14 protein-coding genes are annotated in these 16,757 nt (G+C 64.6%); 5 read left to right on the top strand and 9 right to left on the bottom strand.

All coding sequences use genetic code 11. The features are described from left to right. Window positions 1-122 precede the first annotated feature (122 nt). The 4 genes from AC0L2L_RS02050 to AC0L2L_RS02035 all read right to left on the bottom strand — a co-directional run bounded on the left by AC0L2L_RS02050 (window position 123) and on the right by AC0L2L_RS02035 (window position 4,664). Complete coding sequence (locus tag AC0L2L_RS02050; RefSeq protein WP_473575848.1) at window positions 123-1,397, bottom strand: glycerate kinase type-2 family protein; 1,275 nt, start codon at window positions 1,395-1,397, stop codon at window positions 123-125. Continuing rightward, window positions 1,394-1,897, bottom strand: coding sequence for a heme-degrading domain-containing protein (locus AC0L2L_RS02045; protein ID WP_473575847.1), 504 nt, complete (start codon window positions 1,895-1,897; stop codon window positions 1,394-1,396). The genes AC0L2L_RS02050 and AC0L2L_RS02045 overlap by 4 nt, the downstream gene beginning before the upstream one ends. A 224-nt stretch (window positions 1,898-2,121) precedes the next feature. Continuing rightward, window positions 2,122-3,435, bottom strand: a complete 1,314-nt coding sequence (gene guaD, locus AC0L2L_RS02040) for a guanine deaminase (protein WP_473575846.1) — start codon at window positions 3,433-3,435, stop codon at window positions 2,122-2,124. A 2-nt stretch (window positions 3,436-3,437) separates the two neighbouring features. Next, window positions 3,438-4,664 carry a urate hydroxylase PuuD gene (locus AC0L2L_RS02035; protein WP_473575845.1) on the bottom strand — a complete coding sequence of 409 codons (1,227 nt, stop codon included), beginning with the start codon at window positions 4,662-4,664 and terminating at the stop codon, window positions 3,438-3,440. Between the two features lie 151 nt (window positions 4,665-4,815). Here AC0L2L_RS02035 and AC0L2L_RS02030 point away from each other — a divergent pair, with 151 nt between their 5' ends. From AC0L2L_RS02030 to AC0L2L_RS02020, 3 genes are all read left to right on the top strand, one after another. Further along, complete coding sequence (locus tag AC0L2L_RS02030; protein WP_473575844.1) at window positions 4,816-5,736, top strand: LysR family transcriptional regulator; 921 nt, start codon at window positions 4,816-4,818, stop codon at window positions 5,734-5,736. A gap of 232 nt (window positions 5,737-5,968) precedes the next feature. Further along, complete coding sequence (locus AC0L2L_RS02025) at window positions 5,969-6,931, top strand: LLM class flavin-dependent oxidoreductase (protein WP_473575841.1); 963 nt, start codon at window positions 5,969-5,971, stop codon at window positions 6,929-6,931. Next, on the top strand, window positions 6,928-8,178 hold the full coding sequence (locus AC0L2L_RS02020; protein ID WP_473575839.1) for an LLM class flavin-dependent oxidoreductase: 1,251 nt from the start codon (window positions 6,928-6,930) through the stop codon (window positions 8,176-8,178). The genes AC0L2L_RS02025 and AC0L2L_RS02020 overlap by 4 nt, the downstream gene beginning before the upstream one ends. A 6-nt stretch (window positions 8,179-8,184) precedes the next feature. Here AC0L2L_RS02020 and AC0L2L_RS02015 read toward each other — a convergent pair whose 3' ends face one another. Further along, the gene (locus AC0L2L_RS02015; RefSeq protein ID WP_473575838.1) at window positions 8,185-9,015 is read right to left on the bottom strand and encodes a PhzF family phenazine biosynthesis protein; all 831 of its coding nucleotides are present in this window, start codon (window positions 9,013-9,015) and stop codon (window positions 8,185-8,187) included. A gap of 227 nt (window positions 9,016-9,242) precedes the next feature. Between AC0L2L_RS02015 and dps the strand changes: the two genes are divergently transcribed. After that, on the top strand, window positions 9,243-9,731 hold the full coding sequence (gene dps / locus AC0L2L_RS02010; RefSeq protein WP_473575837.1) for a DNA starvation/stationary phase protection protein Dps: 489 nt from the start codon (window positions 9,243-9,245) through the stop codon (window positions 9,729-9,731). A 36-nt stretch (window positions 9,732-9,767) separates the two neighbouring features. On the opposite strand, the gene xdhC is transcribed toward dps, so the two are convergent. The 4 genes from xdhC to uraH form a co-directional block, all read right to left on the bottom strand. Further along, complete coding sequence (xdhC, locus tag AC0L2L_RS02005) at window positions 9,768-10,664, bottom strand: xanthine dehydrogenase accessory protein XdhC (protein ID WP_473575836.1); 897 nt, start codon at window positions 10,662-10,664, stop codon at window positions 9,768-9,770. 54 nt (window positions 10,665-10,718) lie between these two features. Continuing rightward, on the bottom strand, window positions 10,719-13,082 hold the full coding sequence (xdhB, locus tag AC0L2L_RS02000; protein WP_473575835.1) for a xanthine dehydrogenase molybdopterin binding subunit: 2,364 nt from the start codon (window positions 13,080-13,082) through the stop codon (window positions 10,719-10,721). A 208-nt stretch (window positions 13,083-13,290) separates the two neighbouring features. After that, window positions 13,291-14,766 (bottom strand): xanthine dehydrogenase small subunit, encoded by a 1,476-nt coding sequence (xdhA, locus tag AC0L2L_RS01995; protein ID WP_473575833.1) that lies wholly within the window; start codon window positions 14,764-14,766, stop codon window positions 13,291-13,293. A 3-nt stretch (window positions 14,767-14,769) separates the two neighbouring features. Next, on the bottom strand, window positions 14,770-15,144 hold the full coding sequence (uraH, locus tag AC0L2L_RS01990) for a hydroxyisourate hydrolase (RefSeq protein WP_473575832.1): 375 nt from the start codon (window positions 15,142-15,144) through the stop codon (window positions 14,770-14,772). A 177-nt stretch (window positions 15,145-15,321) separates the two neighbouring features. Between uraH and puuE the strand changes: the two genes are divergently transcribed. Continuing rightward, a complete protein-coding gene (gene puuE, locus AC0L2L_RS01985; protein WP_473575830.1) occupies window positions 15,322-16,746 on the top strand; it encodes an allantoinase PuuE in 1,425 nt (474 codons plus the stop codon). The last annotated feature ends 11 nt before the right edge of the window (window positions 16,747-16,757 follow it).

Raw genomic sequence — 16,757 nt, 5'->3', positions numbered from 1 at the left:
ACGGTGCAGAATTCTGCTCCGCTGCACTCTTCGGCTACGGTCACGGAATGGATTCTAGGGTCTGCGCGCGTCGCTTCGCTCCTTGCTCCGCCCTAGAATGACGACTTCTGTGGGGCTCTGCGCTACCTAACCAGGATCGCCCTGAGATCATTGACATTCGTTCCCGTCGGCCCTGGCACGAACAGATCACCGACCGCGTTGAAGGCCGTCCAAGCATTGTTGCCGGCGAGCATCGCCTTGGCGTCGATGCCGGCTGCGCGCATGCGCGACACGGTCGAGCCGTCGGCGAAGGCGCCGGCGTTGTTCTCCGAGCCGTCGATGCCGTCGGTGTCGGCGGCCAAAGCGTGGACGCCGTCGATGCCGTTGATGCCGATCGCGAAAGCGAGCAGGAATTCCGAGTTGCGGCCGCCCTTGCCCTTGATGCCACCAATTGGGGCGCGAAGCGTCACCGTCGTCTCGCCGCCCGAAAGAATGAGCACCGGCCTGGCAAAAGGCCGGTTGCGGATCGCCACCTCGCGGGCGATCGCGGCGTGGACGCCGCCGACCTCGCGCGCCTCGCCTTCGATCGAATCCGACAGGATGACGGCCTCTATGCCTTGCCGCTTGGCTTCAGCGGCGGCCGCTTCCAGCGAAACGCCCGCCGATGCGGTGAGGTGCACTTCATTGCCGGCGAAGCGCGCATCGTCGGGACGCAGCGCATCGGCGGCCGGCGACTGGATATGCGCCATGACGGAGGCCGGAAGCTTCATGCCATAGGCGGCGATCGAGGCCAGCGCATCCTGCCGGCTGCCTGCGTCGGGAACGGTCGGACCCGAAGCGACCAGCGCCGGATTGTCGCCCGGGATATCGGAGACCACCAGCGACACCACGCGCGCCGGATGAGCGGCAGCGGCGAGGCGCCCGCCCTTGATGGTCGAGACATGCTTGCGGATGGTGTTCATCGCCGCGATCGGCGCGCCGGAGGCAAGCAGCGCCTCGTTGACGGCGATCTCATCGGCCAAAGTCAGCCCGGGAGCGGGCGACGGCAGCAGCGCCGAGCCGCCGCCGGAGATCAACGCCACGACCAGATCGTCCGATGTCAGGCCGCGCACCTTGTCCAGCAGCCGGCGCGAGGCCTCGAGGCCGGCGGCGTCCGGCACCGGGTGCGCCGCCTCGATGATCTCGATGCGTTCGCATTTCGCGCCATAGCCGTAACGGGTGACGACCAGCCCGTCGATCGGACCGTCCCACAGCTTCTCGAAGGCGGCCGCCATCTGCGCCGAGCCTTTCCCCGCGCCGATGACGATGGTGCGGCCTTTCGGCTTCGCCGGCAAATGATTGCGGATCGTCTTTTCCGGATCGGCGGCGGCGACGGCGGCGTTGAAGATCGACGTGAGGAAGCTTTTTGGGTCGGTCATTTTTCTTCCGGCGGCAGCGCGAGCCCGCTCGCATCGATGCCGAGATGGGCGCAGAGGGCGTCGACGACGACGCCGTGATCCTCGCGCTCCGGCAGGCCCGAGACGGCGATGACTCCGATGACCCCAGCGCCCTTTACGGTGACCGGGAAGCCGCCGCCGGCGAGCACATAGTCGGCAATGTCCAGCGCCTCGCCGACCTTGAAGGTGCGGTCGGGGCGCTGCTGCTCCAGCACGAGCCGATAGGTGCTTCTGAGATAGCGCTTCACGACATTGATCTTGCGGCGCGCCCAATCAGGATTGGAGGCGTTGGAGCCCGGCAGCGCGGCATAGAAGAGCGGCCGGTCGAAGGTCCTGATGTCGACGATGATAGGCATGTCTTCCTTCAGCGCCCGGTCCCTGATGGCGGAACCGATCTTGAAGGCGACGGCCTCGTCGAAGGCCGGGAAGACCAGCGTGGCTTCCTGTTTCTTGATCAGAGCGATGTCGTCGGCAGTGGCCATATCTCTTCCTCCGAAAAATCGACATCGTCGTTTGTACGACAACCTCCGTCTGGTCAAGCATCCGTCGCGGACGCCCTCTCATCCGGCCGCTTCGCGGCCACCTTCTCCCCGGCGGGGAGAAGAGGCAAGCGCCGACGCCGGGCTCCCTCCTCTCCCCTTGGGGAGAGGTCGGATTGCCCCGAATTGGCCTTGGCAATTCGGTTGGCAATCCGGGTGAGGGGGATTCACGCGACAATCGCGCTCTTCGCCGGCCGCCCCGCCACATAGACCTCGCGCACCACGCGGTCGTCGCCCAGCGTCTGCAGCAGGAAGAGTTCTTCCGCCAGCGTTTCCACCGTTTCCATCCTCAGCCGCATGCCAGGCGTCGCATGGGCGTCGAGCACGACGATGTCGGCATCGGTGCCTTCGTCCAGCGTGCCGACCTTGTCGGACACGGACAACGCCTCGGCATTGCCGCGCGTCAATTGCCAGAAGGACTGGAACGGATTGAGCTTCTCGCCGTTCAGCGCGATCACCTTGTAACCCTCGTCCATGGTGCGCAGCATCGAATAGTTTGTGCCGCCGCCGACATCGGTCGCCGCCGCGATCCGCAGCGGCTTGTCGCGCCGGCGATAACGCTGGTAGTCGAACAGGCCGGAGCCGAGGAAAAGATTGGAGGTCGGGCAGAATACCGCCACCGAGCCTGACTGCGACAGCGCGTCCGCCTCGCGTTCCGACAGGTGGATGCAGTGCCCGAACAGGCTCTTTTTGCTGAGCAAGCCGTAATGTTCATAAACGTCGGTGTAGTCGCGCGACCAGGGATAGAGCTCCTGGGTGAAGGCGATCTCGGCGTGGTTCTCCGACAGATGCGTCTGCATGTGGAGATCGGGATGTTCCCGGCAAAGCGCGCTCGCCATCTCCAACTGCTCGGGCGAGGAGGTGATGGCGAAGCGCGGCGTGATGGCACAGAGCTGGCGGCCCTTGCCATGCCATTCGGCGATCAGCGCCTTGCTGTCGTCATAGCCGGTTTGCGGCGTGTCGAGCACGCCGTCCGGCGCGTTGCGGTCCATCATTACCTTGCCGGCGATGTTGAGCATATTGCGCTCATGCGACTCGGCGAAGAAGGCTTCCGCCGACGATTTGTGCACCGAGCAATAGGCAGCGACTGTCGTCGTGCCGTGCCGCAGCATCTCGTCGAGGAACAGCCTGGCGATGCGGCGGCCGTGCTGCGCGTTCTGGAATTTCGATTCCTCCGGGAAGGTGTATTTGTTCAGCCAGTCGAGCAGTTCGGCGCCGTAAGAGGCGATGATCTGCATCTGCGGGAAGTGCACATGCGCGTCGATGAAGCCGGGCAGGATGAGATGCGGGCGGTGGTCGGCCGTCGCGACGCCCGCGCCGGCGCGCTTCTGGACCTCGGCATAGGAACCGGCGGCAACGATCTTGCCGTTGTCGATCAGCAGCCCACCATCCTCTTCGTAGCGCCAGGCGGAATGGTCGTCGATCGCTTCGGGCCAGCGCAGGAAGGAGAGCGTACGGCCGCGCAATAATTTCATTGTCATGCTTATTTTCCGGCGCCTTCGAACCAGGCCACAAGGAAGGCTCGCTCCTGGTCGGTGATATGGCTGACGTTGGCTGGCGGCATGGCATGCGCCCGGCCCGCCTGGATATAGATCTCGCGGGCATGCTCGGCGATGCGCTCATCGGTGTCGAGCAGCACGCCCTTCGGCGCATGGTAGATGCCTTCATAGACCGGCTCTTCCGTATGGCACATGGAGCAGCGGCCAAGCACGGTGTCGCGCACGGCCGGGAAGTGGGCCGAGGCGATGTAGACCTGCGCCGCGGCAGAAGCGGCTGAGGTCTTCGGCTCGCCGGTCAGCACTTTCGGCACGGTCGACAGCCAGATGATGATCATGAACAGCACGGCGGCACCGAGCCAGGTCCAGGTCGGATTGCCTTTGCGCGCATGCACCGTGTTGAAATAGTGCCGGATCAAGACGCCGATGATGAACACCAGCGAGGCGATGACCCAGTTGAACTCAGTCCCGAACGCCAACGGATAGTGGTTCGACAGCATCAGGAACAGGACCGGCAAGGTCAGGTAGTTGTTGTGCAGCGAGCGCTGCTTGGCGATCTTGCCGTATTTCGGGTCCGGCTTGCGGCCGGCGATCAGGTCGGCGACGACGATCTTCTGGTTCGGGATGATGACCAAGAAGACATTGGCCGACATGATCGTGGCGGTGATGGCGCCGAGATGCAGGAAGGCGGCGCGGCCGGTGAAGAGATGGGTGAGGCCCCAGGCGATGAAGACCAGCACGCAATAGAGCACCAGCATCAGCCCGGTGTCGCTTTTGCCGAGCGGCGAGCGGCAGAGCAGATCGTAGACGATCCAGCCGACGCCGATGGTGGCCATCGACAGCAGGATGCCCACCGGCACCGAGATATTGAGCACGTTGGGATCGATCAGGAAGAGATCGGCACCGGCATAATAGACCACGCAGAGCATGGCGAAGCCCGACAGCCAGGTAGCGTAGGATTCCCATTTGAACCAGGTGAGATGCTCGGGCATCTCGGCCGGCGCGACCAGGTATTTCTGGATGTGGTAGAAGCCACCGCCATGCACCTGCCATTCCTCGCCGAAGGCGCCGGCGGGCAGGCCGGGACGCTGGCGCAGGCCGAGGTCGAGGGCGACGAAATAGAAGGACGAGCCGATCCAGGCGATACCGGTGATGACATGCAGCCAGCGGACGGCGAAACTCAGCCAATCCCAGAAAATCGCGAAATCCATCATCGAGTAACCCCTGGGAAATTGTCCCCGCCGATTGAGTGACTTTACGGGGTGGAGCGCAAACGAAAAGAGGCAAGGTATGCGATGACTTTCAAAAAAAATTGGAAAATACTAGGCTTGCCCTACGCCGCCGCTTGAGAGCCACGAAAAGCCCATGGCCTATCTCGACAACATCGCCGTCTTCGTCCGCGTCGTCGAGCTCGGCAATCTGTCGGCCGCTGGGCGCGACATGCGCCTTTCGCCGGCCGTCGCCTCCAACCGCATCAAGGAACTGGAGAAGCATCTGGGCGTGCGATTGTTCAACCGCACGACAAGGCAGTTGATGCCGACAGAGCATGGCACGGTGTTCTACACCGGCGCCAAGCAGGTGCTGGATGCGATCACCGAGGCCGAAGCCGCGGTGGCAGCGCTTTCCGGCCAGCCGCGCGGCACGATCCGCGTGACCGCGCCGCTCGGCCTCGGCCGGCGGCTGATCGCCTCCGGCATCCCGGATTTCCACGACAAATACCCTGATATCGAGGTGCGGCTCAGGCTCTCCGACCACAATGTCGACATCATGAAGGAAGGCATCGACGTCGCCTTCCGGCTCGGCATCATCGAGGATTCGAGCCTCAGGATGCGCGGCATCATGGAATGCGAGCGCGTGCTGGTGGCGGCGCCGAAATATCTGGAGGTGCGCGGCGAACCGGCCGAGCCGCAGGAACTGATCGGCAAGAAGCACGATTGCCTGATGCTGCGCTACGCCGGCGCACGCGAATATGTCTGGACGCTGCAGACGCAGAGCGGCCCGCAGAAGTTCGAGGTGCACGGCCCGTACGACACCGACGACGGCGACGTGCTGACCGGCTGGGCGCTGTCGGGACGCGGCATCATCAACAAGCCGCGCTTCGAGGTCGAGCCGTTCATCCGCGACCAGCGGCTGAAGGTGATCCTGGCCAAGACGCCGCCTACGCCGGTGCAATTCGCCGCCGTCTATCCGCACAAGAAGCTGCAGGACCCCAAGGTGCGGCTGCTGCTCGACTTCATGGCCGAGCGCTGCCAGCGGCTGATCAAGGATCTTCTCGCGGGGAAGTGAGAGGCAGTGGCGTTGCATGCTTCGGGTTGGCCGAAGCCTCCGTGACGTCGTCATCCACGGGCGAAGCGACGCGAAGCGGAGCGCAGACCCGAGGATGACGACGTGATGGGCGATGGCTGGCCGGCACGTGACAGGCTGGTGGCCCACTCGATCCCGTTGCCTTGCGCGAGGGCGGACCTAGGTTGATGGCCAGACGCTTGTCCGAGTTTCAAGGCAGCCGAAGGGCCGCACTATGCATCTCGCCGTTTCGCTCAACATCGCCACCACCGACGGGCAGGCTTCCCTGACATTCGCAGAGATCGCCGCCTTCGTGCGGCAGGCCGAGGCGGCGGGCGTCGACATGATCGTAATTTCCGACGCCGCGGATGGGCCGTCGAGCAGCCCGTTCGAGGCGACGACGCTGCTTGCCGCCCTGGCGACCGTGACCGACAGGATCGGACTCGTCGCCGGCGCCTCGACGCTCGCGCACCAGCCCTACAATCTGGCGCGCCGGTTTGCTTCGCTCGACATCATCAGCCATGGCCGCATCGGCTGGAACGCCACGACGGCGCAGAGCCCGCACGAGGCGGCGAATTTCAGCCGGCCGGAAGGTTTTTCCGACAATGATTTTCGGCGGCGTGCGGAAGAATATATCGGCATCGTCCAGGGGCTATGGCGGGGCTGGGACCCGGACGCGCTGCTGTTCGACCGAGGGGGCGGCCGGTTCCACGATCCCGGCAAGATGCATTTCCTCGATCACAAGGGCGAGTTCTTCTCGGTACGCGGGCCGCTCAATGTCGCCCGCTCGCCCCAGGATACGCCGGTTCTGGTCATGTCCGGCCTGACGGAAGCAGATCTCGATTTTGGCGCCAAGGTCGCTGACGTCATCATGCTCGACGACGTGGCACCGGCAGACGCAATGGCCGCTTGTGACCGCCTGAAACGCCGGGCGGTCACTGCCGGACGCGAGCCGGAAGCGCTGAAGGTGCTAGTCACTTTCCCCGTTGGACCTGAATTCAGCACAGAGAGGCTGGACCGCTTCGCCGCGCAAGCCTGCGATGGTCTGAACCTCACTTTTTCGGCTGATCTTTCGGCAGTCGGCGACTTCACCGATCGCGTGCTGCCGGACCTTCGTCGCCGAGACCTCGCCCGCTCTGCTCATGCCGGGGCAACGCTGCGTGATCATTTCGGACTTGGCGCGGGGGGCGGACAATGAGCGCGCGCCAGATGAAGCTCGGCCTGTTCCTGTGGGCGACCGGCCACCACATCGCCGCCTGGCGCCATCCGGATGCACATGTCACGGCCGGCATCGACATCGACCACTACATCGCGCTGGCGCGCACGGCCGAGGCAGCGAAGTTCGACATGGTGTTCTGCGAGGACGCCGCCGGTCTGCGCGAGACCAATGTCCAGATCGCCAGCCAGACCTCGCGTTCGATCGGCTTCGAGCCGATCAGCCTGCTGTCGGCGCTCGCCGCACAGACGGAGCGCATCGGCCTCGTCTCGACGGCATCGACGAGTTACAACGAACCCTATGGGCTGGCGCGGGTCTTCGCCTCGGTCGACAATCTGAGCGGCGGACGGGCCGGCTGGAACCTTGTCACTTCGGCAAGCCCCATCGAGGCCGCGAATTTCGGCGCGACGGGCCTGCGGCCGCATGCGGATCGCTATGCGCGGGCGCGCGAGTTCGCCACCGTCATCACCGGCCTGTGGAACCGGCGCGCCGCCGGACATGACGGCGAGAGCTTTTCGGTGCGCGACCCGCTCGACATACCGCCCTCGCCGCAAGGCGCGCCGGTCATGGTGCAGGCCGGGGCTTCGGACGACGGCAAGGATCTTGCCGCGCGAACCGCCGATGTCGTGTTCTCGGCGGCGCAGACTTTCGAGGACGCAAAAGCCTTCTATGGCGACCTCAAGGGGCGGCTCGCCGCCTATGGACGGCAGCCGGAGGACGTCAAGATCATGCCCGGCGTGGCGCCGATCGTCGCGGCAACGAAAGCCGAGGCGCAGGCAAAATACGATGCGCTGCAGGAATTGATCCCCGACGATGTCGGCGTGGCGCTGCTGTCCAGCTATCTCAGCATTTCCGATCTTGGGCGCTACCCGATCGATGGGCCGCTACCGGAGTTGCCGGAGAGCGAAGGCATGAAAAGCCGGCAGGCGCTGGTCATCGAGCAGGCGCGCCGCGACGGCCTCTCGATCCGTGAGCTCGCGCGTTACTTTGCCGGCGCGCGCGGCCATTGGCGGGTGGTCGGCACGGCCGAGCAGATCGCCGATGAATTGCAGGCGCGCTTCGAGGGCGGCGCGGCCGACGGCTTCAATGTCATGCCATCCTGGTTTCCGGGCGAGCTCGACGCTTTTGCAACGCTGGTCGTTCCGGAGCTGCAGCGACGCGGCCTGTTCCGCAAGGACTATGAAGGCCGGACGCTGCGCGAGCATCTCGGCCTGAAGCGGCCGGTCTAGAAAGACTCAGTCCATGAGCCGGGCCGTTCCGGACACCCTGATCGAGCTGCCGGGCACCGGCGGAATATCGGCATGGAGCCGCGAGCGCATGCCCATGTCCTCGCCCTGGACGATGTCGATCGCGCCGCCATGCGGCCAGTCAAGATCGCGCAGATAGCCGGCAAAGGCAGCGGTCGCGGCGCCCGTCGCGGGGTCCTCGTAGACACCACCGGAAGCGAATGGATTGCGGGTGTGGAAGAGGCGCGGCGTCTCGGCCCAGGCGAGCAGGATGGTGACCAGGCCTTCGCGCCGCATGAAGGACTGGCCTTGCTTCAGATCATAAGCCATGGCGGCCAATGCCTCGCGTGACTTCAGCGCCAGCACGAGATGATCAGCGCCGCCATGGATGAGCGCCGGCGGAATGGCCGGATCGAGGTCGACTGGCTGATAGCCGAACAGGGAGAGCGCCTCGCCGACCAGTTCCGACGAAGCCGGCCCGCTGCGCGTCGATGGCGATTGCAGGGCGGCGGCAAAATTGGCGCCATCGCGAAAACCTTCGACGGTTATGTTGGCCTGGTTGAGGGTCAGCTTGAAAATGCCGTCGCCGAACTTTCTGACCAGCGCCGCGCCGAGCGCAATGGTGGCGTGGCCGCAGAACGGTACTTCCGATTCCGGCGAGAAGTAGCGGACGCGCCAGCTTGCACCTTCGGGCGCGGCAAAGGCGGTTTCCGAAAAGCCGACTTCGGCCGCAATACGCTGCATCTCCACGGCATCCGGCAGGACGTCGCCGATCACCACGCCGGCGGGATTGCCGCCGGTGTTCCCATCCGAAAATGCCGCTATGCGCAAAACGTCCATGTCGCTCGCCTCGTGTTGGTCAGGCGCGCAGAAAACACGGTTCGACCTCCTATGGGAAACGAAGAAAGCGACGAGCAGCTGTGAGCGGCAGTCATATCTGCGGCCGACACTGCGGCTCTTCGATCCAATGCGGAACGAAAATCGACCGATGGCCGTTTTGACGATCGGCGGTCATTCTGGCCGCTTCTTCAGCTTCACCAAGCGACGCAGCGCGACAGGAGCCGACTATGGACGCCATCGTCACCAAGAATGACCTCAAATCCGATGCCAAGAAGGAATCGATCGATATTCTCAACGCCAGGCTTGCAGACGCCATCGACCTGGCGCTGATCACAAAGCAGGCGCACTGGAACGTCAAAGGCCCGCAATTCATCGCCATCCACGAGATGCTGGATGAATTCCGCGAGGAGATCGACGGTCATGTCGACATCATCGCCGAGCGCGCCGTCCAACTCGGCGGCACCGCGCACGGGACCTCGCAGGAAGTATCGAAGGCGACCAAGCTGAAGCCCTATCCGACCGACATCCACAAGACCAAGGATCATCTGGCGGCGCTGATCGACAGCTATGCCGCGGCTGCCAAGCTGGCCCGCGAGGCCATCGATGAGGCGGACGACGCCGGCGACGCTGACACCGCCGACATTTTTACCGCCTATTCGCGCTCGCTCGACAAATTGCTGTGGTTCCTCGAAGCGCACACGCAGGAGAAGGAATAGCCAATCAGCCACCCGTTCCTTGGATGGCCGGCTGAATCAGCCGGCCATCGCCTTTTCGTGCGCGGCCGACGCGTGGGCTGCGTGCGAAACCAGCGCCGTCATGATCTCGGCGGCGGCGAGTGCAGCGATCACCGGCGGGCGCTTGTCCTTTACCGCATTGCCGCCGATCGGCGAGACGAGCCGGCCGAACTGCGCGTCGCTGCCCTCGGCGGACTTCAGGAACCAGTTCCTGAACGTCGCCTTCTTGGTCCTGGAGCCGATCATGCCGACATAGGCGGTGTCGTCGCGCTTCAGCGCTTCGGCAACGATCAGGAAATCCAGCGCATGGTCGTGGGTGAGGATGGCGAAGGCCGATCCCGCCGGCGCCTCGCGCACAATGGCCTCCGGCATTGGCGTCAGCTTGGTTTCGACCGTTTCCGGCATCCCTTCGAGCGCGTCCGCGCGCGTCTCGACGACGACGGCATGGACCGGCAGCAGCGCCAGCGACGCGGCCAGCGCCTGGCCGACATGGCCGCCGCCGAAGAGATAGACATGCGGCAGATGCGCCTCTTCGGTTTCGGCCCTGGCAATCAATTCCTGTCCGAGCGGACCATCGACGAGGCGGATCGACACCTCGACGCGGCCGCCGCAGCACTGGCCGATCTCCGGTCCAAGCGGAACGTCGAGCGTGGCGCGGGCCGCGTCGACCTCAATGCGGGCCTCTTTGCCCTTCCCCTTGTGGGGAGACAGGGGCCGCAGCATCTGCCGCGCCTTGTCGATCGCCATGTATTCGAGCTGGCCGCCGCCGATCGTGCCGAAAATGGCCGATGCCGAGACAAGCATGAAGGCGCCGGCCTCGCGCGGCGTCGAGCCTTTCGTGGCCGCCACTTCGACGAGGGCGACCCGGCCGGCTTGGCCAAGGAACTGCTTCAGGCTTTGCACTTTCGAGTTCATCGTTTGCATTTCCACGCAGGAAATATAGCGTTTTGCGTCCCGATTTGCACGTTTTCAGGCTGGCTTTGCGGCTTCCTGCTTCAACCGCTCGATCGCCATCAGCACCCGCTCGGGCGTGGCCGGCGCGTCGAGACGCGGGCAGATCTTGTGGTCGGCGACGCTCGCCACCGCGTCCGACAGGGCATGCAGCACCGACATGCCGTGCGGCAGCGGCGGCTCGCCGACCGCCTTGGAACGATGGATGGTCGGCTCATAGGCCGACGACCAGTCGGTCAGCTTGACGTTGAAGATTTTCGGCCGGTCGGAGGCGAGCGGGATCTTGTAGGTCGACGGCGCATGCGTGCGCAGGCGGCCGCTGTCGTCCCACCAGAGCTCTTCCGTCGTCAGCCAGCCCATGCCCTGGATGAAGCCGCCCTCGATCTGGCCGAGGTCGATCGCCCGGTTCAGCGAGCGGCCGGCATCGTGAAGGATGTCGGTGCGTTCGACGACATATTCGCCGGTCAACGAATCGACCGAGACCTCCGAGCAGGCCGCGCCATAGGCGTAGTAGTAGAAGGCATGGCCCCTGCCCTTGGCGCGGTCCCAGTGGATCTTCGGCGTCTTGTAGAAGCCGGCCGCCGAAAGCTGGACGCGGTTGATATAGGCCTGCTTGACCAGGTCGTTGAAGGCGACTTCCTGGTTGCCGACGCGCACCCGGTTGGGCAGGAACACGACCTGGTCGTGCGGCACCTGGTATTTGTCCGCCGCGAAATCGGTCAGCCGCTTGCGGATTTGGCGGGCGGCATCCTGCGCCGCCATGCCGTTGAGGTCGGCGCCGGAGGAGGCGGCCGTCGGCGAAGTGTTCGGCACCTTGGCGGTGGTGGTCGCGGTGATCTTGACCCGGTCGAGATCGATCTGGAACTCCTCGGCGACGACCTGCGCCACCTTGAGATGCAGGCCCTGCCCCATCTCGGTGCCGCCGTGGTTCATGTGCACCGAGCCGTCGGCATAGACATGCACCAGCGCGCCGGCCTGGTTGGCCTCGGTCTTGGTGAAGGAGATGCCGAATTTGACCGGCGTCAGCGCCAGGCCGCGCTTGATGAAGCGGCTGTTGTTGTTGAACGCGCTGATCTCGCGGCGCCGCCGCGCGTAGTTGGCGCTTTCCTCCAGCTCCGCCACGATGCGCTGGATGATGCAGTCCTCGACCCTCTGGTGATAGGGCGTGAAGCAGCGCTCGCCGATGGCCTCCATCGGGTCATAAAAGTTCAGCTTGCGGATTTCGAGCGGATCCTTGCCGACCGCGAAAGCCACCTCGTCGATGACGCGTTCGGCGCCGACCATCCCTTGTGGGCCGCCGAAGCCGCGGAAGGCGGTGTTGGAGACGGTGTTGGTGTAAAGCGGCACCGACCTGGCGTGCACCGCCGGGTAGAAATAGGCGTTGTCGCAATGGAACAGCGCGCGGTCGCCGACCGGACCGGACAGGTCGGCGGAAAACCCGCAACGCAGCGCATAGGTGAAGTCGACGCCGAGGATGTTGCCCTCGTCGTCGAAGCCGACCTCGTAGTCGATGGCGAAATCGTGCCGCTTGCCGGTGGCGGTCATGTCCTCGTCGCGATCAAGCCTGATTTTCACCGCGCGCTTCAGCTTCTTGGCGGCGATGGCGGCGAGCGCCGCACACTGGTTGGCCTGTGTTTCCTTGCCGCCGAAGCCGCCGCCCATGCGGCGCACTTCCACGGTCACCGCATGGCTCGGCACGCCGAGCGTATGCGCGACCAGATGCTGTGTTTCGCTCGGCCCCTGGGTCGAGCAATAGACGATGACCTCATCATCCTCGCCAGGGATGGCGAGCGAGACCTGGCCTTCGAGATAGAAATGGTCCTGGCCGCCGAGCCACATGCGGTTCTTGATGCGGCGGGGAGCCGCCACGATCGCCGCCGCCGCGTCGCCGCGCTTCAACACAAGCGGCGTGGTGACCTGCTTGTCCTTGACCGGATCGAGATCCCAGATGTCGATGACGGCCGGAAGCTCGTCATATTCGATCTTGGCCAGACGCGCGGCGCGGCGCGCCTCCTCGCGCGTCTCGGCGACCACGGCGAAGATCGGCTGGCCGTAAAACTGCACCTTGCCTTCGGCCAGCACCGGATCGTCATGCATGTTGCTTGGCGAAACATCGTTTTGACCGGGAATGTCGGCATAAGTCAGCACGTCGACCACGCCGGGCGCCGAGCGCACAGCCGACAGATCGACGCTCTTCAAGCTGCCGTGCGCGACCTTGGAGAGGCCCAACCCGACATGCAGCGTGCCGGCAGGCTCCGGCATATCGTCGATATAGACGGCGGCGCCGCTGACATGCTTGTGGGCGGAATCGTGCCGCTGGTCGGTAGCGACGCCGCCGACGATCTTTTCTGCCTTGATATTGGGGGTGGCGTGCTTGTTCATTGAGCGCCTCTTTTCCCTTCTCCCCGTTCACGGGGAGAAGGTGACCCGAAGGGTCGGATGAGGGGCAGCGCCAAGGCCGACAGGTTTGCGACGGTCGGCCGGCGACAGCGCCGCTCCTCATCTGCCTGCCGGCATCTTCTCCCCGTGAACGGGGAGAAGGACGCTACTCGCGGCCGTTTGCCCATCTGTGCGGTCGAGCTGGTGTTCATCAGGCCGCCTCGTCGCGCGACACTTGAAGTGGCGCTTTCGTTCCCGTCGTCTCGATATAGAAGCGCAGCAGCAGGTTCCGTGCCGCCAAAGCCCGATATTCGGCGGACGCGCGCATGTCGGTCAGCGGCGTGAAGTCGCTGGCATATTCGGCCATCGCCACCTCCACCGTCGCTTCGTTCCAGATTTTGCCGATCAGCGCCTTCTCGACCGCCGTGGCGCGCTTCGGTGTCGCGGCCATGCCGCCATAGGCGATTCGGATATCGGCCACCGTGCCGTCCTTGGCCAGCGTCAGATAGAACGCGCCGAGCGTCGCGGTGATGTCCTCGTCACGGCGCTTGGTCACCTTGTAGACGGCAAACTTCGTGCCCTTTGCCGGCACGGGCACATGGACTGCCTCGACGAACTCGCCAGGCTGCCGGTCCTGCTTGCCGTAAGCGATGAAGAAGGTTTCCAGCGGGATCGTTCGCCGCGCGCCGCCCTTGCGCAAGGTGAGTTGCGCGCCGAGCGCGATCAGCGGCGGCGGCATGTCGCCGATCGGCGAGCCGTTGGCGATGTTGCCGCCGACGGTGCCCATGTTGCGCACCTGCTCGCCGCCGATGCGGTCGACCAGCGGCCCCAAGGCCGGGATGCGTTTCGACAGCGTCTCGAAGGCCTCGCTGTAGGTGACGCCGGCGCCGATGGTGATCACCCCGTCGGCCTCGGACATCGTGCGCAGGCCGTCGAGGCCGCCGATGAAGATCGCCGGCGAGATGTCGCGCATGTGCTTGGTGACCCACAGACCGACATCGGTCGAACCGGCGACGACGGTGGCACCCGGCTCCTTTTCGAGCATGGCGGCGAAATCGTCGACATCGGCCGGCACGATCAGCCGCTGCTTGGCCGATCCGATCTCGACCCTGGCCCCGTCGCGCAATGCCTTCAGCCGCGCGGTGATGTCCTTGCGCTCCACCGCCAGCGGATCCTTCGCAGCCTTGCCGTAGCTCGAAATGGCGTGCGCGGCGCGCATGATCGCCTCATAGCCGGTGCAGCGGCAGAGATTGCCCTGCAGCGCCTTCTCGATCGCCGCGTTGGACGGATCGGGCGTCTTCATCCAGAGCGCGTAGAGCGACATGATGAAGCCCGGCGTGCAGAAGCCGCATTGCGAGCCATGGAAATCGACCATCGCCTGCTGCACCGGATGCAACTTCTCACCGTCGCCGCGCAGATGTTCCACAGTCACGACATGCGTGCCGTCGAGCGAACCCATGAAGCGGATGCAGGCATTGACGCTTTCGTAGACGAGACCTTCAGAGGAGAGCTTACCGACCAGCACCGTGCAGGCGCCGCAATCGCCCTCGGCGCAGCCCTCCTTGGTGCCGCGCAGCGAACGGTTGAGGCGCAGCCAGTCGAGCAAGGTCGCATCGGGTGCAACGTCTTTCAGCGCTACGTCGCTGCCATTCAGGATAAAGCGTATCTCGTTGCGGGTCTCTGCCATCTCTCAGCTCCCCCGATAGGTCGAGTAGCCATAGGGCGAAATCAAGAGCGGCACATGATAGTGCCGCTCTTCCGCCATGCCGAAACGGATCGGCACGATGTCGAGGAAAGCCGGCTTCGGCAGATCGATGCCCTGGCTGCGCAGATAGTCGCCGGCGGCGAAGACCAGCTCATATTCGCCGGTGCGGAAGTCGGCGCCGGCCAACAGCGGCGCGTCGCAGCGGCCGTCATCATTGGTGCTGACGGTTTTCAGATGCGTGCGGGTTTGCCGCTCGATGCGGAAAAGCTCGATCGACAGGCCCTTTGCCGGCCGACCGGTCGCGGTGTCGAGCACATGGGTCGTCAGGCGCCCGCCATCGGCTTTCGACGTTTCTGCCACTGGCCGCCTCCCATCTCGGTACAGTCCGACGTTTTCAAGTCAATTGTGCGCCAATTAAAGGCGATGCATAAGCCCAGGTCGAGCGGAGTGCGGCAAAAAGCACTTTCAAAAATTTTCGGGGGAATGCATGCGCACTCCTTTCGATATCTTCAACGCAACAATCGGGCAGGAGCGGCGATGCGTTACGACAGGGACATGCGCGGTTACGGGGCAAATCCGCCGGATCCCAAGTGGCCCGGCGGCGCGCATGTCGCGGTGCAGTTCGTCGTCAACTATGAAGAGGGCGGAGAGAACTGCGTGCTGCACGGCGACAAGGCTTCGGAGGCCTTCCTTTCGGAGATCGTCGGGGCGGCTCCCTGGGTCGGCCAGCGCCACTGGAACATGGAATCGATCTATGAATACGGCGCCCGCGCCGGCTTCTGGCGACTCCACCGGCTGTTCACCGAAGCGCAGGTGCCGGTGACCTGCTACGGCGTCGCCACGGCGTTGGCGCGCTCGCCCGACCAGGTCGCGGCGATGCAGGAGGCGGGCTGGGAGATCGCTTCGCACGGGTTGAAATGGATCGATTATCGCGACCATGCGCCCGAGGACGAGCGACGCGACCTCGAAGAGACGATCCGGCTGCATTACGAGGTGACCGGGGCGCGGCCGACGGGCTGGTACACCGGCCGCACCTCCGTCAACACGGTGCGGCTCGTCGCCGAGGAAGGCGGTTTCGACTATGTCTCCGACACCTATGACGACGAACTGCCCTATTGGTTCGACCGCGACGGGCTGGAGAAGCCGCAGCTCATCATCCCTTACACGCTCGACGCCAACGACATGCGCTTTGCGACACCGCAGGGCTTCAACTCCGGCGACCAGTTCTTCGCCTATCTGAAGGACAGTTTCGACACGCTCTATGCCGAGGGCAAAGCGGGGCGGCCGCGGATGATGAATATCGGCCTGCATTGCCGGCTGGTCGGCCGTCCCGGACGGGTCGCAGCATTGAAGCGTTTCATCGACTATGTGAAATCGCATGACAGAGTGTGGCTTACGCGGCGTATCGATATCGCCAGGCATTGGCGAGAAACGCACCCTTACGAGGCGCCGGCGCTGCGCCCCTCGCGGATGGAATTCGAAGCATTCGTGCATGCCTTCGGCGGCGTGTTCGAGCATTCGCCGTGGATCGCCGAGCGCGCCTACGAATTGGAACTCGGGCCTGCGCATGACAGCGCGGGCGGCCTCCACAACGCGCTCTGCCGCATCTTCCGCGCGGCAACGGAAGCTGAACGGCTTTCCGTGCTCAACGCCCATCCGGACCTCGCCGGCAAGCTGGCCAAGGCTGAGCGCCTGACGCCGGAATCGGCCAAGGAACAAGCCTCCGCCGGGCTCGACGCGCTGACCGACGAGGAGCGCGAGCTGTTCTCGAAACTCAACGCCGCTTATGTCACCACCTTCGGCTTTCCTTTCATCATCGCGGTCAAGGGCAAGACCAAGGACGAAATCCTGGCGGAGTTCGAGACGCGGATCGGCAACAGCCGCGGCATCGAGCTGGAAACCGCGTGCAGACAGGTCGAGCGCATCGCGCTGCTTCGACTGAAAGACATGCTCCCGCAATAACGCCAGGGATC

It is taken from the genome of Mesorhizobium sp. WSM4832 (genome assembly GCF_055811115.1).
The sequence above is the reverse complement of the archived record's forward strand: the minus strand, read 5'-3'. Positions and strand labels throughout refer to the sequence as shown.